The organism is Streptococcus oralis subsp. tigurinus (genome assembly GCF_002093545.1).
Taxonomy (GTDB): domain Bacteria; phylum Bacillota; class Bacilli; order Lactobacillales; family Streptococcaceae; genus Streptococcus; species Streptococcus oralis_C.
On sequence record NZ_LNVF01000010.1, the window covers coordinates 37,867 to 61,292 of the forward strand.

A 23,426-nucleotide genomic window follows, 5' to 3' on the forward strand; every position below is an offset into this window, starting at 1 on the left:
AAAAAAGGGGGATGAAAACATGGCTTTTACAAATACACAGAGACGTTCCGCTAGTTTTGGTGTCGTTACCAGCCTGCCTGACGATGTCATTGACTCTTTATGGTATATTATTGATCATTTCCTGAAAAATGTCTTTGAATTAGAAGAAGAGCTTGAGTTTCAACTGCTCAACAATAAGGGGGCCATCACCTTCCATTTTTCTAGCCAGCACCTTCCGACTAGGATCGATTTTGATTTCAATCATCCTTTCGATCCGCTTTACCCTCCTAGGGTACTTGTTTTAGACATTGACGGCAGGGAAACCATCCTCCTTCCAGAAGAAAATGACCTATTTTAAAAGCTCTAGCTTCTCGGCGCAAACTGCTGAGGAACTAGAGCTTTCTTTTTCTAATAAATGGAGCGACTGACAACTAGACCGTTTGGTTTTGTATATTCTAAGTCAAGATAATCCTGATAGGTCCCTGGCACAATGAAACCTTGGGGACTCAATATATCAGTCCCAGCTTTTCCTACGATAGAGTCTGCCAGCAAAACACAATTGGTACTGAGAACAAAGTAGGTCTTAAACTCAGATGAGCTAAATTTATAGAGGGTCGCATCTGCTTCCTGTTTCAGTTGGTAGGAGTAGGTATGCTTGACCTCGCCCTCTCTTCTTTTCATCAACTGCGAGCTTGGCTCCCAAGGAATTAACAGGTCTTCTATCTCTGCCAAACGAGCTTGGATAGCAGCTTTCTGTTGTTCTGTCAAACTCAGACCATAAGCAAACAAGGTCTTCTGACTCTCCCTCTTACAAAGTTCGATGTATTTTTCCCGATTGGCTTTAAATAAAACACCGTCTCCAACCATACCGAATAAACGCTCCGATTGGGGATCATACGAACCATAGGAAATAACCCTCCCCTGATAACAAATATCCACATGCCCCATGGCGAGGAAAAAAGAGGTTTCAGAAGTATGGACAAAAATTTCTAAATCAACCGTCTGGTCGTTTTTTCTTTCTGAATGAACTTCCCCTTCTTGGATTTCATGATTTGATAACCACTCATTCAGTTTACGCAAGGTGCTGATAGGGATCAGAGCCGTCACAAAGATTGGCAAGGTCATTCGCATTCGCCGTTTCAGCTTGGGATTGCTTTCTATCCTCTCAAAAAAGAAACCGTCCCGAAGACTGCTGGCTCCTAGCATGAGCAAGTAAAATCCAAGCAAGAGCAATTCAAAATTCGCTGCATCGTGAAAAGGAGAGATGCTATAAAGCCCGAATCCTATCATCCATACAGCATCGAAGAGATGATGGAACCGAGGATGAATAGCATTTTTTCGATAGAGAGACCAGGTCACAAGACTAATGATGCCCGTAAACAGCTGGTAGCTCGCAATGATAAAAACCAGGAGATAGAGGGCAAGGTCTTGCAAGATGATAGAGTCAAACACCAGAGCCGCAACCACCAGCTTGCCCAAGGTTACAAAGATATTTTCCCGACGATTTTTATCCTGAAACCAGCGAGTCAACAAGTGCCAAACTGCTGACAAGGAAAAGTAGCCCATCAGCAACTGGTACCCCATCCGCGGAATAACCTGTCCAAAGCGAATCAGGAGAAGCCCTAAAGTAATAGCAAGAAGTCCCTCCCCAGTGCTCTTCCACTTGCTATAGGTCTCAGAAAGCTTAGGCATTTCCTTGCTCCAACTGGTCAACCAAGTATCGAATTGGTTGCTTTAAGATTGGATGGATAAAATGGGGAGCTATTTCCACTAACGGTTCAAGGACAAAGAGGCGTTCTGCTATATAAGGATGAGGCAAGATGAGTTCGTCTGTATAAATGATCTGGTCCTCCACAAAGAGCAAGTCCAAATCAATCAAACGAGGCCCCCAATGCACTTCTCGAACCCGTCCCATTTCTGATTCAATACTTAACAAGGTCTCTAACAAGTCTGGTACTGGTAGCCAGGTTTCCACTTCAATCACCTGATTGGCAAAACTATCCTGCTCCACGCCACCCCAAGGATCCGTCATCAAGACACTGGACTCTTTGAGAATATGGATACCTCGAGCTCGAAGTTTGTCAATGGCTTGTTCCAAGTTTGCTTGCTTGTCTCCCATATTGCTTCCTAGAGCGATAAAGGCCCGTTGCTTACGACGGTGAATGGTCACCGAGCAGGTATCTAGCGGTAAATGCACTGGCGCCCAAGGTTTTTTTAGTTCCAACTCAATCTCTTGGACAAGAGGATAGGTCTCAAAGGTACGTTCAACTAGTTTGTAGGCTACCGTTTCAATCAAGTCCTCAGTGCTTTCCTGAAACCAAGTCGTCCACTGCTGACACAGTTCTCCGTAATGGACAGAGGCTGTTAAATCCAATTCTGTAGCCGCCCTGGTCATATCATAGGATAATCTTGCGGAAATAACAAACTTCTGCCCCAATTCTTTCTCACTAGGGAAAAGACCATGATAGGCAAAAATTTCCAAATCTTTAATCTGCAGTTGATCCATAACTAGTCCTTTCTAGAAAAATCCGCTTAAAGCGGATTCTTTTTATAGTCCCATTAAACGATAAGCCTGATCTCGGAGGTCCTTATCTGTTTCAAATAGACCACGAGCTACTGTTGTCAAAGTCGCAGTACCTGGTTTTCTGACACCACGCATGCTCATACACATATGCTCAGCCTCAATGACAACAAAGGCTCCCTTAGCCCCCAGATAGTCCATCAAGGCATCGGCCACTTCGATATTCAGCCGTTCTTGAATCTGTGGTTTTTTAGAATAAACTTCAACCGTACGAGCTAGCTTGGACAAGCCTGCTACACGTCCATCTGGAATGTAGGCAATGTGCGCTCTCCCATAAAATGGCAAGAAGTGGTGCTCACACATAGTATGGAAAAAAATATCCTTTTCCACTACCATATTGTCATCAATAATCTCAAAGGATTTTGACAGGTGTTCCTCAGCAGTTTGGCCAAGACCTGAAAAAATCTCTTGGTACATACGGGCTACACGAGCAGGTGTTTCCTGCAAGCCCTCGCGGTTAGCGTCCTCACCAACAGCCTCAATAATCATTTTTACAGCTGCTTCAATCTTTTGTGTATCCATTCTCGTTCTTCCTCTCCATCAGATAGGCTCTCACTTGGCTCAAGAAATACAAGGAACCTGTGATAATCCTAACTGTTTGTTTCTCTTCATTTTTATCTGTCAATTTCTGCTCTAGAAAATCCTGCCAACCTTGGTAATTGAGATTTCTAGACTTGACTGTCTCTTTCAGCACGCTTTCATCCGTCGCTCGACTATCGTCAAAATGTGTCAGGGTAAGCTCGGTATCTGGCATTTCCCCTAGCAAGTCCAGCATATCATCCAAGGCCTTGGTTTTGATGCAGGTAAAGAGGATTTCCTTATGATAATCCGCAAAGCGTTCTTGCAAGGTTGCTAGTAAAGCCTTGATAGCATGGGGATTGTGGGCCCCATCCAAAATCATCAAGGGGTCGCTAGACACGACCTCCAAACGCCCTGGCCATCTGGTTTCTTTCAAAGCTTGAGCAACCAAGTCATTACTTGCTAATTCTCGCCCAGTCTCCTGACAATAAGTGTCTAAGAGAGCAAGCGCCATCCCCGCATTTTCTATCTGGTGCAAACCAAGCAGACCTGTTTGAAAGCGACCTTGTCTGACAGAACTGGTATAATCAAAGATTTCGCCTGTCACCACACTCTTTTGGTGACTGACCTGGTAATCTTTCCCATAGGCAAGTCTAGGCGCATTTTTAGCTTCTGCAATAGGGTCTATCACAGTCAAGGCTTCAGGAACAATATGACCTGTCACCAAGGGAATACCTTGTTTGACAATACCAGCCTTCTGCTCTGCTATGGCCCCCAAGGTATCCCCAAGTAGGGCTACATGGTCCAGTCCAATGGTCGTAATCCCTGTCAAAATTGGCTGACAGACATTAGTACTATCTAAAAGACCACCCATGCCGACTTCCATGATAGCCACATCTACTTGTTCTGAGGCAAAGTAATCATAAGCTAGAGCTGTGATAATCTCAAACTCGGTTGTTCCCTGCAAATTGTCAGCAGATTCCCCCTCAAGCAAAGACTGATAGTCTGCCATGAGGTTTTCTAGCCTAGCCTCGGGAATGGATTCCCCATTAATGCTAATCTGATCCGTATAATGAATGAGATAGGGCGAGCTGAACACCCCAACTCTCAGGCTTAGCCCTTCCAGCATCTTTTTCAAAAAAGCAATGGTCGAACCTTTACCATTTGTTCCGCCGATATGGATAACCTTGAGTTTGAGATGGGGATTGCCACGTAAAGCTAGGAGTTCTACCATTCGCTCCAAACCAAAATGTGGTTGGTCCGTCCGATAGTGGGCAATCCACTGATTGTTTTGAATTTCGTTCATCTTACTTATATTGTTTTAAATCTAGATTTTCTGCATCATCTGCCAAACGAATAGCGGAGGCAATTTCAACCGCCATCTTGTGACTGGCTACGTCATGCACGCGCACCACTTCCACACCCTGTCTAGCAGCGATACTGGTTACATGAGCAGAGGCCGTGTCCCGATTGCGGAAACCAAGTTCTGTCTCAGGATTGACTTCAAAACCATTTTCTTCCAGGATATTGACGACAAACCGCTTGCGCGAAACTCCAAGAAAGATTGGATAGCCTTGCTGGTGTAACTTGTCCAAATCACGTAGAAGGAGTAGATTTTCTTTCTTGGTCAGACCAAAGCCAATTCCTGGATCCAGCAGAATATTTTCTTGTGCAATCCCAGCTTCCTCCGCTCTCTCTAGAGCTCGTTCAAAGAAAGCCTCCATCAAGTCTTCGATTGGTATTTTTTCAAAGTCAGCTAACTCTTCCTCTGTAAAAGCTTGTCCAAAACCAAAATGAGGAAAGATGAGCGAGCTAGGATGCTGAGGTCGAGCCATGACTGGATTAAACATGATAACCACTTTCGCTCCAGCCTTAGCAACCACATCCGCCATTTTCCCATCTCCCATGAGACCAGTGATATCATTGACCAGATTGGCGCCAGCAGCCAAAGCAGCCTCTGCCACCCGACTTTTCCATGTATCGACGGAAATGAGGACATCACTTTCCTTGCGAATAGCTTTGATAACTGGAACAACACGCTGGATTTCCTCTTCTATCTCAACATAGGTACTACCCGGGCGAGTCGATTCCCCACCGATATCTAGCATGCTCGCTCCTTCAGCTATCAATTTACGAGCTTGCTGGAGCGCCTGGTCAACAGCAAAAAATTGACCACCATCTGAAAAAGAATCTGGGGTTACATTGATAATGCCGCAAATGGCTGTTTTTACGTGGTTGACTTTATTGGACATAACGGTCACTTCCTTAAGGTTCTTTACCATATTATCTCTCTATTTTACCATAAAAAGAAAAAGATGGACACGCTAGTATTCATCTTTTCCAAGTAGGTCAATGGCTTAGAATGATAGGCCTAGATTTCTGCTAATCAATACCAATAAGGCCAACAAACAAAATGCAATACCATTGAGAATCATATGAAGCAAAATGGACATCTCCAAACGCTCAGTCTTATAGGCTGTCCAAGTCAAAACCGTTGACATTCCTCCATAAATAATCACAGAAGGTAGATTGGTTGGCGTATGGAGCAAGGCAAAGACGATTGCACCAACAACAAAACCAAGTTTTTCTTTTCCACGGAAGATCTTTTTTGGAATAATTCCACGACACAAAATTTCTTCACAAATCGGTGCAATCAAGACTAGCAGGAAGAAAGTTGAAATCAAGGAGCTATTCTGAACTATACCATTCAGTATTGATTGGTTATTGGTTGTCACCTCATTTGTTAGTCGAAGCAGGAGTGAACCCAAGAGATTTGTCGCAAGAATCACCAGATAACTCAACACCAAGCGAGCCAAGTCTTTTGCCTTAAAAAAGGATAGATTAAAAGTAGCCAGCTGTGTTTTTCGTGCACCAATAATGAATACAATCAAAACGACTATGGATAGGGAACCTACTAAGAGCCCTGACTGTAAAATCGGAAACTGTTTGTCTGCTAAAAACAAAGCAAGTCCTATGGGAAATTGTGATAGGACAAAAGCTGCTAAAAGGATGAGGATCCACTTCCCTCTGTCCCAAACCTCTCGCCAGATCGTCTTTTCTTTCATGATATACCTCCTTATAGTAAGAAGGGGGATCCCCTTTCTTATTATTATATCATTTAAAGCGCCATACTGATATAGTTAAGGATAAACAAGGCATCCAAAATCCAAATCATCGCGTGCACATCCTTGGCTTGACCTTTGACAACTTTTGTTAACGTATAAGTCAAGAAACCAACTGCAATCCCTTGTGTGATAGAGTAGCTGAATCCCATGAAGATAGACGTAAAGAAGGCAGGGACAGCTTCAGCCATATCATCCCAATGGATGTTTTTCAAGCTACCGAGCATCATAATCCCAACGATAATCAAAATTGGAGCCGTCGCAGCTGATGGAACAATTGCCAAAAGTGGACTAAAGAAACTTGAAATTGCAAAACAAACCGCAACTACCAAGGCAGTCAAACCAGTACGTCCACCCGCACCGATACCCGCTGCAGACTCAACATAGGTTGTCACGTTTGAAGTACCTGCGATGGCACCAATCGAAGTACCAATCAAGTCAGAGTAAAGAGCCTTATCCAACTTATCTGATTGGTGATTTTCACCATTTGTCGCTACGATACCGACTTTTTCACCTGTACCAATCAAGGTACCAATTGTGTCAAAAATATCTGTCAACGAGAAGGCCAGAATAGCCATAAGTGTTTCCGGTAGACGAGCAGTGTCTGAGATTATAGCACCCAATCCTTGTGAGCCAAGTGCTGCACCAAAGATTGTCTTCAAATCTTCAAAGGCTGCACCTACATGGTTATTAGAAAAATCAATGCTTGATACATCAACCAAACCAACAGCGATAGCAAGAACTGTCGTTGTTAAGATAGAAAGAATGATTCCTCCCTTGATGCCCTTAATAACAAAGAAAATCGTAATAGCCAAACCTGCAATAGCTACTAAAACAGCCGGATTATTAAAGCTAACCAGACCTGGAACTGCTGAAGAGTTTGCTGTAATGGCTGCTTGGGCCTTATCAGCACCCTCACCAGCAACTGTATAACTTCCTGGATCAATAGAGAATTTCAAAAGGCCAGCATTCTTAATCCCTACATAGGCAAGGAAGACACCGATACCTGCTGAAATAGCCGAACGAAGCGCATTGGGAATGGATTCAATAATCATTTTACGAACATTTGTTAAGGTAATGATTAGCGAAATAATCCCACAGATAAAGACCATAGCCAAGGCTTCTTGCCATGAATAACCAAGCCCAAATACGACTGTAAAGGTAAAGAAGGCATTGAGTCCCATACCTGGTGCTTGAGCGTATGGCAGGTTCGCATAGAAGGCCATCATCAGGGTACCAGCTACTGCACCAATAATCGTTGCTAGGAAGACACCTTGAGCAGGCATCCCTGTCTGCGCAAGCATTTGTGGGTTTACAAAGAGAATGTAACTCATTGCAAAGAAAGTTGTTAAACCAGCGAGAACCTCCGTACGAACGTCCGTCCCGTTCTCTTTTAGTTTAAATAGTTTGTCCATCTTTAATCTCCTTTTATTTTTTACGAACAATATGAGTATTATATCATTTATCATTCACCTTTTCAATATGTTTGTTTGATTTATTTAATAAATCAAAGCGACTGAGTTTTTTGTTCTTGTCTGCTTTTCTTCTTTCTTTTTGATATAATAGTAGACATCTTATCTGGAAACGACTAGGAAGGTTTATATGACTAAAAAAATTATTGCAGTCGATTTGGACGGAACCCTGCTTAATAGCGAAAGCAAGCTCTCCGATTTCACCAAAGAGACAATCAAAAAAATTTCAGAAAAAGGACACCATGTCATCATCACGACAGGGCGTCCGTATCGCATGGCAAAAGACTTCTACCGCGAACTAGAGCTACATACTCCTATGATTAACTTTAATGGTTCCCTCACCCATCTACCAGGACAGACTTGGGAGCACGAAAGATGCTTAACCTTGGACAAAAAATATCTCCTAGATATGGTCAAACGTAAAGAGGATATTCAGGCCGACTTTATTGCAGGAGAATACCGTAAGAAATTTTACATTACAGCTCCGAATGAAGAAATTGCGGACCCTAAACTATTTGGTGTAGAGAACTTCCAACCGGAAAATCAATTCAAACCCGAACGAGTAACCAAGAATCCTAACTGCATTCTCTTGCAAACAGGGGTTGAGGACAAATACGCTCTAGCAGACGAGATGAATCGTTTTTATCAGCATCAACTAGCTATCAATACCTGGGGTGGCCCTCTCAACATCCTCGAATGTACACCCAAGGGGGTAAACAAAGCCTTTGCTCTAGAGTACTTGCTCAATGTTATGAATCGTGATAAAAAAGACTTAATCGCCTTTGGTGATGAGCATAATGATACGGAAATGTTGGCATTTGCAGGCAAGGGATATGCTATGAAAAACGCCAATCCTGCTCTCCTTCCATATGCAGACGAGCAACTTCCTCTGACCAACGAAGAAGACGGGGTAGCCCACGCTTTACAAACTTTATTCCTATAAAAAGGAGGATTGCTGCCCTGCAATCTTTTCTTTTTTATTTTCATTCTATTTTCATAAAGGTAACTCATTTTCAGTATTTTTATATTAAATTTTCTATTGCTATTTTCATATATTTTTTAAAATTATCTATATATTAACATTTTGTAAGCCTATTTTCATTGAAAACTTTTACAATTTTCGAAAAAGTAGTTGATTTTTATATGAAAACGGTTTATACTTAAAGTTAGGCTTAAAGTTTTCTTAAACATATAGTCAAACATTTTATAAGGAGGAATGACAATAATGAGTATCGGAATCATTATTGCGAGCCACGGCGAATTTGCTGCGGGTATTCATCAGTCAGGATCTATGATCTTTGGTGAACAAGAAAAGGTTCAAGTTGTAACCTTTATGCCAAATGAAGGTCCAGATGACCTTTACGCTAAATTCAACAACGCTGTGGCTGCATTTGACGCAGAAGATGAGGTTCTAGTATTGGCTGACCTTTGGAGTGGATCTCCATTCAACCAAGCTAGCCGCGTAATGGGAGAAAATCCAGAACGTAAGTTTGCCATCATCACAGGACTGAACTTGCCGATGTTGATCCAAGCCTACACAGAGCGCCTTATGGACGCGAATGCAGGTGTGGATAAAGTCGCTGCGAATATCATTAAAGAAGCCAAAGATGGCATCAAGGCTCTTCCAGAAGAGCTTAACCCAGTTGAGGAAGTTGCAACTGCTGCAGCTACTCCAGTTGCCCAAGCTGCTATTCCAGAAGGAACAGTTATCGGTGACGGTAAACTGAAAATCAACCTTGCTCGTCTAGACACTCGTCTCCTTCACGGTCAGGTTGCCACTGCTTGGACTCCTGATTCAAAAGCAGACCGTATCATCGTTGCTTCAGACAACGTTGCAAACGACGAATTGCGTAAAGAATTGATTAAACAAGCAGCTCCAAACGGAGTAAAAGCTAACGTTGTCCCAATCCAGAAATTGATCGACGTTGCAAAAGACCCACGTTTCGGCGAAACTCATGCCCTTATCTTGTTTGAAACTCCACAAGATGCACTTCGTGCTATCGAAGGTGGCGTGCCAATCAAGACCCTTAACGTTGGTTCTATGGCTCACTCAACAGGTAAAACAATGATCAACAACGTTTTGTCTATGGACAAAGAAGACGTTGCAACCTTTGAAAAAATGCGTGACCTCGGTGTTGAATTTGACGTACGTAAAGTACCAAACGACACGAAAAAAGATTTGTTTGACTTGATTAAGAAAGCAAACGTTCAATAATTTTAATCTGTTTCTATCATTTTTGAAAACAGGATTAAATACTTTATTAAAACTAAATAGAAAAGGAATAAAACCATGTCAGATATTTCAATCATTTCTGCTATCTTGGTTGTAGTTGTTGCCTTCCTTGCAGGTCTTGAAGGTATCCTCGACCAATTCCAATTCCATCAACCAATCGTCGCATGTACCCTTATCGGACTTGCAACTGGTAACCTCGAAGCAGGTGTTATGCTTGGTGGATCTCTTCAAATGATCGCCCTTGGTTGGGCAAACATCGGAGCTGCCGTAGCTCCTGACGCTGCTCTTGCCTCTGTTGCCGCAGCAATCATCTTAATCAAAGGTGGTAACTTTACTACTGAAGGTATCGCCGTTGCAACAGCAACAGCTATCCCTCTTGCCGTAGCTGGACTTTTCTTGACTATGATTGTTCGTACAATCTCAGTTGCTTTGGTTCACACTGCTGATGCTGCTGCTAAAGACGGAAATATTGCGGCTGTTGAACGTGCTCACTTTATCGCCCTTCTTCTTCAAGGTCTTCGTATTGCAATCCCTGCTGCCTTCCTTATCGCTATCCCAGCTTCTGCCGTTCAAGATGCTCTTAAATTGATGCCAGACTGGTTGAATGGTGGTATGGCTGTCGGTGGTGCTATGGTCGTTGCCGTTGGTTACGCTATGGTTATCAACATGATGGCAACTCGTGAAGTATGGCCATTCTTCGCCATCGGTTTTGCTCTTGCAGCGATTTCACAATTGACTTTGATTGCCCTTGGTGTCATCGGTGTTGCCCTTGCCTTCATCTACCTTAACCTTTCAAAACAAGGTGGAAACGGTGGCGGCGGAGCTGCGACTTCTAACGACCCAATCGGTGATATCCTAGAAGACTACTAGAAAGGGGAACAATCATGGCTGAAAAAATTCAATTATCAAAATCAGATCGTCAAAAAGTTTGGTGGCGTTCACAATTCCTTCAAGGTTCTTGGAACTACGAACGTATGCAAAACTTGGGTTGGGCTTACTCATTGATCCCAGCTATCAAAAAATTGTACACTAAAAAAGAAGACCAAGCGGCTGCTCTTGAGCGTCACCTTGAGTTCTTCAACACTCACCCATACGTCGCTGCTCCAATCATGGGAGTTACTCTTGCACTTGAAGAAGAACGCGCTAACGGTGTTGAAATCGACGACGCGGCTATCCAAGGGGTTAAGATTGGTATGATGGGACCTCTTGCTGGTATCGGTGACCCAGTTTTCTGGTTTACAGTTCGTCCTATCCTTGGAGCCCTTGGTGCATCACTTGCTGCATCTGGTAACCTTGTTGGTCCCCTTCTCTTCTTCTTCGGATGGAATGCTATCCGTATGGCCTTCCTATGGTACACACAAGAGTTCGGTTACAAAGCTGGATCTGAAATCACTAAAGACATGTCTGGTGGTATCTTGAAAGACATCACTAAAGGAGCATCTATCCTTGGTATGTTCATCCTTGCCGTTCTTGTACAACGTTGGGTGTCTATCAACTTTACTGTGAACCTTCCAGGTAAACAATTGGCTGAAGGTGCCTACATCAACTTCCCAGAAGGTCCTGTATCAGGTGCTGAATTGAAAGGTATCCTTGGTCAAGCACTTGGTGGATTGAGCTTAGATAAGATTCAACCACAAACTCTTCAAGGCCAGTTGAACTCATTGATCCCAGGATTGATGGGACTTCTCCTTACTTTCCTCTGCATGTGGTTGCTTAAGAAAAAAGTATCACCAATCACAATCATTCTTGCGCTCTTTGCAGTAGGTATCGCAGCTCGTTTCTTCGGTATCATGTAATCCAAGCCATCGAGAATATAGATAAAAAAGAATCAGGATTAAACCTGATTCTTTTTGTGTATCAACTTTTTCTCCTAGTCAGATAATGCAAGCCCCCAATCACCACTGCTAGGATGGCTACATAGACGACTTGGCTGGTTTCTAAAGGCACAAAAGCTCCTTGCAGGATAAAAGTATTGGCAAGCGCTCCTAAAAGGGCTGCAAGGCTCAAAAACGCGAGCAAGACCAGTTTATATCGATTAAAGGGCAGGCTGACCTTGGCAACCAGACATAGACCATTGATCAAAGCAAGGAGGAAGCAAATAAATTTGACCTGACCTGGGACAGTGATAAAGAAGTTAGTCAGGAGAACACTAGCAACTAGAATGCCTCCACCAATCGCAGCATTGGTCAAAATATCTCGCATAAAATGTGTGCTGACCTTTTCATTATTGGACTCAAAGGTTAGGAAGAAGGATGGAATCCCAATCGTAATGGCTGAAATGATTGTAAACTGAATGGGGATAAAGGCAAATTCCAAACCAAATATCACACTCAAAATCGCAAACACGATAGAGAAGAAGGTCTTTGTTAGAAAGAGAGAGGCGACCTTTTGGATGTTATTGATGACACGGCGTCCTTCCATCAAGATATCATAAAATACTGCAAAATCATCAGTGAGAAAGACGATGTTGGAGACGCTTTTGGCTGCGCTGGTAGCACCATTCATAGCGAAACTGATGTCTGCTTTCTTGAGGGCCAGAACATCATTGACTCCATCACCGCTCATGGCAACTGTTTTACCAGCATTTTGCAAAACGGTCACCATCTTTTCTTTCTGCTCAGGAGTCACGCGTCCAAAGATGTCATGTTCCAAGACCACTCTTTCAAAGTCCTCATCACTCACCTTGGTCATATCAATTGCTCGCGCTGATTCTTTAAATCCTGCCTTACGAGCAACCCCATATACAGCCACATGATTATCCCCACTGATAATCTTCACTTCAACACCTTGTGACTCGAAATAGTCAAAGGTTTCCTTGGTATTATCCGTGATCTCATCTGACAGAACGACATGCCCTAATAGTTCCATATCGTCTGGGCTTGTAATCTGGTCCTTGCTATGAGCAAGCGATAAGATTCGAAAACCTTGCTGTTTTAGATGTTCATAGTAAGGATCCATCGCTTGGGTAAAGCCGAGAAACTCATAAGCCCCGAAGAAATAGGTTCCACCGTCTTTTACTTGAACAAAGGAATACTTGTTTTTACTTGAAAAGGCACCAACTTCTTGAACGTCCCACTTTTTCTCACAGGTTAAGTAAGTCTTCAGAGCCCGCGACGTCGCATTTTCGTCCTCAAAATAAGCCAGATACGAAGACAGTTTCTCTGCTAGCTTATCATCTATTTCTTGGACCTTCATATTACCAGTCGTGATGGTTCCAGTCTTATCAAAACAAAGAACATCTACACGCGCCAAGGTCTCCACACAGTATAGCTCCTGCACCAGAACCTTCTTTTTAGCCAGCTTCATGGCCGCTACCGCCAGAGATACACTGACCAGGAGAATCAACCCCTCTGGAATCATGCCGACCAAAGCGCCTGAACTTCCCAAGACAATTTCAACATAAGATCGTCCTAGACTAAAACCTCTGACATAGAGCAGAATGGCAACTGGCACCAGCAAGATGGAAACGATTTTTAAAATCTTATCCATGTAATCGCGTAGTTGAGAAGGGTATTTTTTGAATTCCTTGCTGGATTTTGCAAGTTTGTTGATATAACTATCGGGACCCACAGCTGTAGCAAGGACCAGACAAGTACCGCTGACAACATTGCTTCCGCTCATCAGCTTGTCACCAACTGTTTTAAAGACCGAATCACTCTCACCCGTCAGCAAGGACTCATCCACTTCAATATTCCCTTCAAGAACTTCTGCATCGACAGGCACCTGATCCCCCAGATTGAGATGCAGATACTCGCCCAGTACGATGTCCTCTGGAGCAACCTCAATCGTTTGACCATCTCGATTGACTCTGTACTTACTTTTACCGAGCAAACTTAGCTTTTCCAAGGCATTTTTTGAACGCACTTCTTGGAAAATCCCAATGGCTGTATTGATAGCAATCACACCTAAAAAGAGCATGTTCTCAAATCGCAAGGTTGTGGCTACCAGAACTGCCAGAGCCAAGTTCATGGCATTAAAGAAGGTAAAGATATTTGAAACGACGATTTCCTTGGTTGTTTTATAAGGTTTAATATCACTGATGTTTCGTTGACGATCCTTGATGTCTTGGCTGCTTAAATACTTCATTTCTACTCCAATATACTTTTGTACTACTATAATAATACATATCTTTTCCTCTGTCACTTAAAGACTTAAACTAAGAAGGAGTTACTTGGCAAGCATTATCTATCACCACTTTAAGAAATTGCTTGAAAAAAAGAGGCTAGGATTCCCCTAACCTTTTTTCTTTATGCTTTATTCCGCCAAGGCACCCATTGGATCCCAAGGTGCGAGCACGATTGGTTCTGCTTCATAAGCAGCTTGTTCTTCTGCTGTCAGCAATTCTTTGCGAACAACGATTTGGTAAGTGTATTCGTCCATCCAAGCGTCTGAAGCAACAAAGTACCCATCGGTACCGACCTTGTCTCCCCATGAGTTTTCAACCTTCCACTTGGTTGACTTGCCATTTTCGTCCAAGTCCACACCTGTCAAGACCATGGCGTGGGTCATCAAGCTTTCGCTATAGTCCAAACGTCCAGCTTTGTCTTGAGTGAGTTGAATGTCCATGCTTGATTCAAAGTCATAAACATCTGTCGCAAGGATTCCTGCTTTGCGGTTGCTGAGCTGGCCTACATCTGAACCAAACCAAACAGTTTCTCCTGTTTGCATTTGGGCAATCGCCAATTTCTTCAAGCGTTCCATTGGAACGTTGATGTAGCGAACTGCACGGCTACCAACCACATTTCCTAACATCTCAACTGTGTAAGATTTGCCATAAGGTTTATCAGCAGTCGGAGCATTGATAACAGAAACGTAGTCTTCTAGAGGAAGGTCAACATATTTTTTGTAAAATTCTTGTGGTGTAATGCCCTTTTCACTTTGGTAGTTATCATCCTTGTCACGATAAGCAAAGTCAAATTTACGTGGTGGAAGCCCTAGTGACATAGCAAGGAAGTTAAAGATTTCTTGCAAGAGGTCTTCTTTCTTAGCTTGAACAGTCGCTTGGTCTGCACCAGAAGTGATCAAGTCACGCAAGATTTGAGCATCTTGGCGAAGCAATTTGTTGAGAATAGCATTTAGCTCACGGCTGCTGCTAGATGAAACAGACTCAGGATAAACAGACTTAGGAACGACACCATATTTCTCAAAGAGGGCAACGACCATATCCCACTGTCCACCGTCTTGTTGAGGTGTTTGGAGTAGGAAGCTAACCTTGCGGCTCGTCAATTCTTGGTCTGCAGTCGCAATGACTTGCTCCAAGAACCAGTTAGATTTTTCATACTTGTCCCAGAAGAAAGTGTGGGCTTGTGACAATTCAAAGTTTTCCAATTTGTATTGAGAGATGAGTTTGTGACGGAAAGTGTTGAGAGCTGCAAACATCCAACAACGACCAGACGCTTTCTGGTTAGTAACCTTGTCCTTGGTCAAATCTAATGAGAAAACAGGTGCATTGTCTACATGACTTTGGCGACGTTCTAGGGCTGCAAAAATTCCGTTGTGGCTGGCAGCATTTTCAATCGCTTGGTATTTGATATTTGCTTCATAGTTAGCAAATAGTTTATCAGTAAATGATTCTTGAATCGCGTTCATAGATTCCTCCTTTTATTCTACTGTCTATTATAACTCTTTTCACAAAGGAAGCAACTGAAAACATAAAAAGGCAAGGACATTCTCCTCGCCTTTTCTAAAATAAATCAAATTAAACAATACTCGCAAGGAGAACCTCTAACTCCTCCTTGGTCAGACGACGCCATTCTCCTCGTTCTAAATTCTCGTCCAAAGCTAAAGTTCCCATCGTCAAACGTTGTAGGTCCACTACTTCCTTGCCACAGTAGGATACCATACGCTTGACCTGATGGAACTTCCCTTCTGCAATGGTTACACGAACCAAACTTTGATTCTTTTCTGTATCTGTAGAAACAAGCTCCAGTCTAGCAGGCTGGCAGGTAAAGTCTTTGATAGAAATGCCCTTGGCAAATGTTTCCACATCTTCTTGGGTCATAATCCCCTTGACCTGAGCCAAGTAAGTTTTATCCACATGACGTTTGGGTGAAAGAAGGGCATGAGCCAGTTGACCATCATTAGTCAAAAGCAAAAGACCATGGGTATCAATATCCAAGCGCCCCACTGGAAAGACTTCCTTGGCGCGAGCATAGTCATCTAACAAGTCTAAAACAGTTCTATGCTTGGGATCTTCAGTCGCCGAAATGACTCCTTGGGGCTTGTTCATCATGTAGTAAACAAACTCCTCGTACTCTAGCACTTGACCATCAAAGTGAATCTCATCTTTTTCTTCATTTATTTGTAGCTTTGCTGATTTTTCTTTTTTACCATTTACCGTCACGCGCCCAGACTTGAGCAAGTTTTTGACCTCTGTCCGGCTTCCCACAGCGCAGGCAACTAAAAATTTATCTAATCTCATAAAACTATTATATCATACTCAAAAGGAGGCTAGCCCAAGTGACCAACCTCCTTTCCTTTTCAGAGTCGGAAAGCTAACTTCCTCTGTCCCAGAAGATAGCTAAGACAATCATGGCACCGAGAACTGCTGGAATAATGGCTGTACCGTTTAAGCTTGGCCCCCAGGTACCAAAGAGCAATTGTCCCAAAAAGGCTCCAATCCAGCCGAGAAACATCTTCCCAAAGCATCCCATGCTCTCTCCGCGATTGGTCAAAGCGCCTGCCAATAGTCCCACTAGGAGACCAACAAACATACTTCCCAGCATCATTACTCCTTAAATTACCCAGTCTCCATTACGGAAGAGTGGCACTCGTGTTCCATTCTCACGGATACCATCGATATCCATTTGACTAGAACCAATCATAAAGTCCACGTGAACATCTGAGCGGTTAAGTCCTGCAGCTTCAAGCTCTTCTTCGCTCATCTCTGCCCCACCAACGACGCTAGTCGCATAGGCAGCGCCGATAGCCAAGTGGTTTGACGCATTCTCATCGAAAAGGGTATTAAAGAAGGTAATGCCTGACTGAGAAATTGGACTTGGATCTGGGACCAAGGCACATTCCCCCAAGGCACGCGCGCCCGCATTTTCAAAGACAAGGTCTTTCATAACTTGATCCCCTTTCTCAGCTGAAATATCCACGATTTGTCCATCCTTAAAGGTCACCTTAATACCTTCGATAATATTTCCATTGTAGCTAAGTGGTTTTGTAGAGGTCACATAACCATCTGCGCGACGGAAGTCAGGCGCTGTGAAGACTTCCTCTGTCGGCATATTTGGCAAGAATCCTTCGCCTTGAGCATTAATCGCTCCTGCTGATTCCCAAACGTGGTTTTTAGGCAAACCAAGGGTCAAATCTGTTCCTGGCGCTGTATAATGGAGGGCTGAGAATTGCTCCTTATTGAGCATTTCTGCCTTGCTCTTGAGGATGGCTGCATGCTCTTCCCAAGCTTTAACAGGATCTTCTTCGTAGACACGGCAAGTTTTGAAGATTTGGTTCCAAAGGAGATCGACTGCTTCTTCATCGCTCGCAGCATTTGGAAAGACTTTCTTAGCCCATTCAAGTCCAGCAGCGGCCGCCACTGTCCAGCTAACCTTGTTGGATTGAGTTGCGATGCGCATCGGCTTCATAGCCAGTCCCATCGCTTTTGCAGAAGCTGATAGTTTGTCAGCATCCACTCCGTTCAAGGCACCTGGATCAGATGAGCGAACTCCAAGACGGCTAGCCTTGTTCTCCAAGAGATAGTTCATCTCAGCAATTTTGTATTCTGGCACATTGTCTAGACGCTCCATCGGCGCGTGGAGGAATTTCTCACGGTTGATGACATCATCTGTCCACTGAACGATGACCTCATGAGCACCCAAGGCATAGGCTTCCTTCACGATCAGATGAGCCAACTCGCGTTGCTCCACATCGATAGAGAGAGCCAAGGTGTGACCAGGTTGTACATTAATTCCGTTCGCAACCAATAATTTCGCATATTTTTCTAGATTTTCTTTAAAATTTGGTAAAACCATTCTATTCTTCCTTTTCTATTTTTCTTTTAAAGCAGAAAACAATCCTGCTAAAGCAATGGCACCCGACAGAAGCACTGTCGATAGGATAATTGTTTCATCTGCCAGCTCTAGCTGATAGTCAAAAACCTTTTCAGCTGGTTTGTCTTCCGCAAAGATTCTAAATTTCATAAAGATGTTCTCCGTTCTAATTCTTAAAACAAATCATCAAACAGACTCAACTGGTTATCCTCTGGCATATTGCCGAGAATTCCCATTTCATCCATCTTTTCAACTAAAGTTGAGGAAAGTCCACCACGCTTACGTAGTTCGGTTTTAGAGAGGAATTCTCCCTCTTGACGAGCGCGCACCAATTGCTTGGCAACGTTCTCTCCCAGACCATCCATTGCTACAAATGGCGGAATGAGGGTATCCCCATCGATGAGGAACTCTGTTGCCTGACTACGGTAGAGATCGAGTTTGCCAAACTTGAAACCACGTTCCCACATTTCATTGACAATCTCAAGAGTTGTATAGAGGTCAATTTCCACATTAGAGGCTTCATTGTTCTTCCGCTTTTCAGCAATTTCTTGCATCTTGCGCTTGATGGCATCCAAACCCGCCCCCATGGTCTTGATATCAAAAGCCTTGGCACGGATTGAGAAATAAGCACAGTAGTAATAAATGGGATGGTGAACCTTGAAGTAGGCCACACGCAAGGCCATCATAACGTAGGCTGCCGCGTGAGCTTTAGGGAACATATATTTGATTTTCCCACAGGACTCTATATACCACTCTGGCACCTTATTGGCCTTCATAGCCTCGATATAGCCATTTCGCTCCTCTTCGGAAATCTTTAGCCACATGCCTTTACGCACCCGTTCCATGATAGTAAAGGCCATCTTAGGTTCGAGACCTGCATGCATGAGGTAAACCATGATATCGTCCCGACAACCGATAACAGTTGATAGGTCCGCAATTCCTTGCTTGATCAGATCCTGGGCATTTCCCAACCACACATCGGTACCGTGGGACAGACCAGACAGCTGAAGCAACTCCGCAAAGGTCGTAGGATGCGTCTCATCTACCATCCCACGTACAAAGTTGGTGCCAAACTCTGGAATTCCCAGCATCCCTGTCGGAGTTCCAATTTGCTCCGGCGTCACCCCAAGCACATCAGTCCCAGAAAAGAGGGCCATGACACCTTCATCATCCATAGGAATTTCATTAGGATCAATCCCAGACAAGTCCTGCAGTTTCCGAATCATGGTCGGATCATCATGCCCCAGCACATCGAGTTTGAGGACGTTCTCATCGATATCGTGGAAGTTAAAGTGAGTCGTCTGCCATTCAGCCGTCACGTCATCCGCTGGATACTGGACAGGCGTAAAGTCGTAAACATCCATGTAGTTAGGAATAACAACGATTCCTCCCGGGTGTTGTCCTGTTGTCCGCTTGACACCGGCAGCACCTTGGGCAAGACGTTCCACCTCTGCATCACGATAAAACTTCCCATAGTCTCTCTCATAGCCCTTTACAAATCCATAGGCAGTCTTAGCAGCTACCGTACCAACCGTTCCTGCACGGAAGGCATATTCTTCACCAAAGATATCACGTACATCCAAGTGAGCACTAGGCTGGTCTTCTCCCGAGAAGTTCAAGTCAATATCAGGAACCTTGTCTCCATCAAAACCAAGGAAGGTCTCGAAAGGAATATCCTGTCCATTTTTGCTAAGTTTATGACCACAGTTTGGACAGTCCTTATTAGGCATATCAAAACCTGAACCGTAAGAACCATCCGTGATAAACTCACTATACTGACACTGACCACAAACATAATGAGGAGAGAGTGGATTAACCTCCGTAATCCCAATCATGGTCGCAACAAAACTGGAACCAACAGACCCACGAGAACCCACCAAGTAGCCCCGTTCATTGGAACGTTGCACTAACATCTGGGAAGCCAGATAAATCACGGCAAATCCATTCCCCAGAATGGAAGTTAATTCTTTTTCAATCCGTAAATCAACGATATCTGGCAGCGGATTTCCATAAATCTCAAAAGCTTTCTTGTAGGTCAGCTCGGCGACCGTTTCTTCCGCCTTGTCAATGAAAGGTGTGTACAAGTCACCCTTAACAACCTCAACAGGTTCAAAGATATCTGCCAAGGCATTGGTGTTTTCAATGACTAATTTGCGTGCTAAATCTTCTCCCAAGAAAGCAAATTCATCCAACATCTCAATAGTCGTTCTAAAATGAGCCTTGGGAAGAGGAGCTGGCTGGGCATGTTCACCGTGACCAATGGTCCGGTTAATCATAGCCCCCTGTCCCAAACTACGGACGATAATTTCACGGTAAATCTCTTCTTCCGGTTCGATATAGTGGACATTTCCCGTAGCTAGAACAGGCTTGTCAAGACGGTCCCCAACCTCTATCAAACTCTTGATAATAGTCTGAAGTTCCTCCATATCCTTGACCTGCTCTTTAGCAATCAAAGGAGCATATATAGCTGGTGGCATGACCTCGATAAAGTCATAATACTTGGCCACCTCGACCGCCGCATCCACACCTTGGGAAACGACAGCATCAAAAACTTCACCCTCAGAGCAAGCTGACCCTAAAATCAATCCTTCTCGATGGGCATCTAGAACTGTTCTCGGTATCCGTGGTACTCCTTCAAAGTACTTGGTATTGGACAAAGAAACCAGTTTAAAGATATTTTTTAGACCTACCTGATTCTTGACATAAATAGTCGCATGCTTGATCCGAGCTTTTTTATAAGAATCTGGACTAATCAAATCAATGTTGAGTCTAGCTAAATCAGTCACACCATGTTTTTCTGCTACCTCTTTGATAAAGATGAAAAGCAAACGACCAGTAGCTTCCGCATCGTAGTTGGCCATGTGGTGGTGTTCAAGTGCTACACCAAAACGCTTAGTCAAAGGCCCCAAACCATGACGTTTATACTCAGGATAGAGATTTCTAGCAAACTCCAGCGTATCGATGACTGGCTGGCTAATCTTAGGCAGACCATGACGCTCATAGTTGGCATTCATAAAACCAACGTCAAAGGTAGCATTGTGGGCGACTAAGACTGTATCCTTGCAAAATTCTTGGAATTCTTGCAAAACTTGTTCCAGTGGTTTAGCATTTTTGACATGATCATCTGTAATACCTGTCAACTCAGTAGTAAAGGCTGACAAGGGATGCCCGGGATTGATAAATTCATCAAATTCGGCAATAACATTTCCCTTATACATCTTAGAGGCCGCAACCTGAATCAAATCATTATAGATGGCTGAAAGTCCCGTCGTTTCCACGTCAAAAACCACATAGGTCGCTTCTGACAAGTCCATCTCCACTTCGTTATAGACGATAGGGACACGGTCTTCCACAATATTGGCTTCCATTCCATAGATTAGCTGAATTCCAGCTTTCTTAGCTGCCTTGTAGCCATGTGGGAAGGACTGGACATTCCCATGGTCCGTGATGGCAACCGCCTTGTGCCCCCACTTAGCAGCTGTCGCAACGATCTCCTCTACCTCTGGTAGAGCATCCATAGTCGACATATTTGTATGAGCATGAAACTCAACCCGACGCTCACCTTCTGGCATCAAATCCTTCCGCTCATAGTGAACAACTTCCTGCACATCCTGCACGTTCATGGTCAAATCACGTGTGAAGTTATTCATCTCCACATTCCCACGAACTCGGAGCCAAGAATTCTTCTTAATGATGTCAAACTTCTGAGCCTCTTCCTCATTCTTAACCCATTTTTGCATTGAAAAACTTGAAGTGTAATCCGTCATTTTAAAATTGATCAAAACGCGACCAGTTCTGGTCACTTTATGTTCCACATCAAAAACGACTCCTTCAAAGACCAGACGATTTTCCTCAGTCGTCACGTCAATCATCTGGGTAACTTCAGCCTTATCTAGTTTAGGCTTGGCCATAGCCTTTTTAGCCTGAAAATCAAAGGCTGGCTTCTCTTCTACTGGAGGAGGAGCCATTTGTTCCAATTGCTCCATAGCTCGAAGTGCTTCCTCATTGGCAGCTTGAACAATCTGTTCATTCTCCGTATGGAAGGCTTTCTCCTGCTCTTGTGTAAGAGCATCATTCTTTTCTATTTGGCATACAAAAACTGGAAAACCGAACTTTTCGAGTTGCTTTGCCAAATTAGGAAGATGATTCTTCTTAAAGTGCTCCTTATCAATCGCCTCTGAACCTTCAATAATGAGTTGATTTCCCTCCGCACGAACGTTTAAATTCTGGTAAAGAGATTTAAACCCCTGACTTGCACATGGACCTTCAGAAAAAGCCTCTCTATAGTAGGCCTGCAAGAGTTCATTAGAGAATCCTTGAGAAAGAGCTTTGATTTCGAAAACAGCTTGATTCCCTGTCTTAGAAAATTCTTCACGAAGCCCTTTCTTTAACTCTAAAAAGATTTCAATCGGTAAAATATTAGAAAATACAAAATGAAATTCCCAAATCTTACTAATCTTATGAACCACAACACGCTCAATACTTGCATTAACAAGAGCAGGATCCTGTCTCAATTGATCAGAGACTCCTATTTGATTCATTAAAATTTCAAACTTACTTGACATCCAATTTCCTCACATTATTCTCTTACTATTTTACCATAATTAAAGAAAATATATAGCCACTACCATTCCTTAAACCCTGCTAGTTTTCCTAAATTCGGCTCTATAATATTTGTAGTGGGTAAATCCCCTATAGATATTATGGAGCCTATTTTGTTGTAGAAAAAAGTCCCATATGATCTATAATGAAAAGCGACCAAACCATCATTAGAAAGAATCATATGGAACCATTACATTTTATCACAAGACTACTCGATATCAAAGATTCTAATATCCAAATTATGGATGTTGTTAATAGAGATACACACAAGGAAATCATCACTAAACTGGACTACGACGCCCCATCTTGTCCTGATTGCGAAAATCAAATGAAGAAATATGACTTCCAAAATTCCTTACCTTGAAACAACTGGTATGCCTACTAGAATTCTCCTTAGAAAGCGACGTTTTAAGTGTTATCAGTGTTCGAAAATAGCGGTCGCCGAAACCTCTCTCGTCAAGAAAAATCACCAAATCGCGACCATCGTCAACCAGAAAATCACTCAAAAATTAATCGAGAAAGTCCCTATGACAGCTATTGCAGAAAGTCTATCTGTCTCTACTTCGACAGTCATTCGTAAATTGAAAGAATTCAAATTCAAGACAGATTTATCTTTTCTTCCAACCCACATGTCTTGAGATGAATACAGCTTCAAGAAATGATTTTCATAACTCCGAACATCAAAAAAGAAAGGACGAAATTCGTCCTTTCTCGATCTTAGCTGACTTCAACCCACTACAGTTGACAAAGAGCCACAAAAAAGAAGATTCTCAGAATCTCCTTAACACATATAAAAAAGATACCCTTAAGTATCCTCGTAATCGATCGGGAAGACAGGATTCGAACCTGCGACACCTTGGTCCCAAACCAAGTACTCTACCAAGCTGAGCTACTTCCCGCGTTAAATAAAAAAATGCACCCTAG

Annotated in this window: 19 protein-coding genes, 1 tRNA gene and 1 pseudogene; 6 read left to right on the forward strand and 15 right to left on the reverse strand. The window is 43.2% G+C overall.

The features are described from left to right. The first annotated feature begins 19 nt into the window (after window positions 1-19). Window positions 20-337 carry a DUF960 domain-containing protein gene (locus ATE34_RS09325; protein ID WP_084911833.1) on the forward strand — a complete coding sequence of 106 codons (318 nt, stop codon included), beginning with the start codon at window positions 20-22 and terminating at the stop codon, window positions 335-337. A gap of 50 nt (window positions 338-387) precedes the next feature. Here the strand turns inward: ATE34_RS09325 and ATE34_RS09330 are convergent, their stop codons facing one another. The 7 genes from ATE34_RS09330 to ATE34_RS09360 form a co-directional block, all read right to left on the reverse strand. Beyond that, window positions 388-1,671: a hypothetical protein gene (locus ATE34_RS09330; RefSeq protein WP_084911835.1), complete on the reverse strand. Its 1,284-nt coding sequence runs from the start codon at window positions 1,669-1,671 to the stop codon at window positions 388-390. After that, window positions 1,664-2,485, reverse strand: coding sequence for a 2-amino-4-hydroxy-6-hydroxymethyldihydropteridine diphosphokinase (gene folK / locus ATE34_RS09335; protein WP_084911837.1), 822 nt, complete (start codon window positions 2,483-2,485; stop codon window positions 1,664-1,666). Before folK ends, ATE34_RS09330 begins: the two co-directional genes overlap by 8 nt. A gap of 42 nt (window positions 2,486-2,527) precedes the next feature. Then, entirely contained in the window at window positions 2,528-3,082 is a 555-nt protein-coding gene (gene folE / locus ATE34_RS09340; protein ID WP_000380916.1) for a GTP cyclohydrolase I FolE, read from the reverse strand. Continuing rightward, window positions 3,063-4,385 (reverse strand): bifunctional folylpolyglutamate synthase/dihydrofolate synthase, encoded by a 1,323-nt coding sequence (locus ATE34_RS09345; RefSeq protein ID WP_084911839.1) that lies wholly within the window; start codon window positions 4,383-4,385, stop codon window positions 3,063-3,065. Before ATE34_RS09345 ends, folE begins: the two co-directional genes overlap by 20 nt. A gap of 1 nt (window position 4,386) precedes the next feature. Further along, window positions 4,387-5,361, reverse strand: a complete 975-nt coding sequence (gene folP, locus ATE34_RS09350) for a dihydropteroate synthase (protein ID WP_180382697.1) — start codon at window positions 5,359-5,361, stop codon at window positions 4,387-4,389. Between the two features lie 75 nt (window positions 5,362-5,436). Continuing rightward, window positions 5,437-6,144 carry a CPBP family intramembrane glutamic endopeptidase gene (locus ATE34_RS09355; protein ID WP_084911843.1) on the reverse strand — a complete coding sequence of 236 codons (708 nt, stop codon included), beginning with the start codon at window positions 6,142-6,144 and terminating at the stop codon, window positions 5,437-5,439. Window positions 6,145-6,197: 53 nt separating this feature from the next. Continuing rightward, window positions 6,198-7,616, reverse strand: coding sequence for an NCS2 family permease (locus tag ATE34_RS09360; RefSeq protein WP_084911845.1), 1,419 nt, complete (start codon window positions 7,614-7,616; stop codon window positions 6,198-6,200). Between the two features lie 187 nt (window positions 7,617-7,803). Between ATE34_RS09360 and ATE34_RS09365 the strand changes: the two genes are divergently transcribed. From ATE34_RS09365 to ATE34_RS09380, 4 genes are all read left to right on the forward strand, one after another. After that, window positions 7,804-8,616: a Cof-type HAD-IIB family hydrolase gene (locus ATE34_RS09365; RefSeq protein ID WP_084911847.1), complete on the forward strand. Its 813-nt coding sequence runs from the start codon at window positions 7,804-7,806 to the stop codon at window positions 8,614-8,616. 282 nt (window positions 8,617-8,898) lie between these two features. After that, the gene (locus tag ATE34_RS09370; RefSeq protein WP_084911849.1) at window positions 8,899-9,888 is read left to right on the forward strand and encodes a PTS sugar transporter subunit IIB; all 990 of its coding nucleotides are present in this window, start codon (window positions 8,899-8,901) and stop codon (window positions 9,886-9,888) included. A 75-nt stretch (window positions 9,889-9,963) separates the two neighbouring features. Further along, window positions 9,964-10,776, forward strand: coding sequence for a PTS mannose/fructose/sorbose transporter subunit IIC (locus ATE34_RS09375; RefSeq protein WP_084911851.1), 813 nt, complete (start codon window positions 9,964-9,966; stop codon window positions 10,774-10,776). 14 nt (window positions 10,777-10,790) lie between these two features. Then, complete coding sequence (locus ATE34_RS09380; RefSeq protein WP_038804607.1) at window positions 10,791-11,702, forward strand: PTS system mannose/fructose/sorbose family transporter subunit IID; 912 nt, start codon at window positions 10,791-10,793, stop codon at window positions 11,700-11,702. 61 nt (window positions 11,703-11,763) lie between these two features. Here ATE34_RS09380 and ATE34_RS09385 read toward each other — a convergent pair whose 3' ends face one another. The 7 genes from ATE34_RS09385 to ATE34_RS09415 form a co-directional block, all read right to left on the reverse strand. After that, the gene (locus ATE34_RS09385) at window positions 11,764-13,992 is read right to left on the reverse strand and encodes an HAD-IC family P-type ATPase (protein WP_084911853.1); all 2,229 of its coding nucleotides are present in this window, start codon (window positions 13,990-13,992) and stop codon (window positions 11,764-11,766) included. A gap of 168 nt (window positions 13,993-14,160) precedes the next feature. Further along, window positions 14,161-15,495, reverse strand: coding sequence for an aminopeptidase C (gene pepC / locus ATE34_RS09390; protein ID WP_084911855.1), 1,335 nt, complete (start codon window positions 15,493-15,495; stop codon window positions 14,161-14,163). A gap of 109 nt (window positions 15,496-15,604) precedes the next feature. Then, on the reverse strand, window positions 15,605-16,327 hold the full coding sequence (locus ATE34_RS09395) for a pseudouridine synthase (RefSeq protein WP_084911857.1): 723 nt from the start codon (window positions 16,325-16,327) through the stop codon (window positions 15,605-15,607). Window positions 16,328-16,400: 73 nt separating this feature from the next. Continuing rightward, window positions 16,401-16,631 (reverse strand): GlsB/YeaQ/YmgE family stress response membrane protein, encoded by a 231-nt coding sequence (locus ATE34_RS09400; protein ID WP_084911859.1) that lies wholly within the window; start codon window positions 16,629-16,631, stop codon window positions 16,401-16,403. A gap of 9 nt (window positions 16,632-16,640) precedes the next feature. Further along, window positions 16,641-17,882, reverse strand: a complete 1,242-nt coding sequence (locus ATE34_RS09405; RefSeq protein ID WP_084911860.1) for an aminopeptidase — start codon at window positions 17,880-17,882, stop codon at window positions 16,641-16,643. A gap of 15 nt (window positions 17,883-17,897) precedes the next feature. After that, window positions 17,898-18,050: a hypothetical protein gene (locus ATE34_RS09410; RefSeq protein ID WP_084911862.1), complete on the reverse strand. Its 153-nt coding sequence runs from the start codon at window positions 18,048-18,050 to the stop codon at window positions 17,898-17,900. Window positions 18,051-18,073: 23 nt separating this feature from the next. Continuing rightward, complete coding sequence (locus ATE34_RS09415; RefSeq protein WP_084911864.1) at window positions 18,074-22,465, reverse strand: PolC-type DNA polymerase III; 4,392 nt, start codon at window positions 22,463-22,465, stop codon at window positions 18,074-18,076. A gap of 218 nt (window positions 22,466-22,683) precedes the next feature. Between ATE34_RS09415 and ATE34_RS09420 the strand changes: the two are divergent. Further along, a pseudogene (locus ATE34_RS09420) lies at window positions 22,684-23,137 on the forward strand (transposase family protein); the annotation flags it as partial. 190 nt (window positions 23,138-23,327) lie between these two features. Here ATE34_RS09420 and ATE34_RS09425 read toward each other — a convergent pair. Further along, window positions 23,328-23,401 (reverse strand) — tRNA-Pro (locus ATE34_RS09425). Window positions 23,402-23,426: the final 25 nt, after the last annotated feature.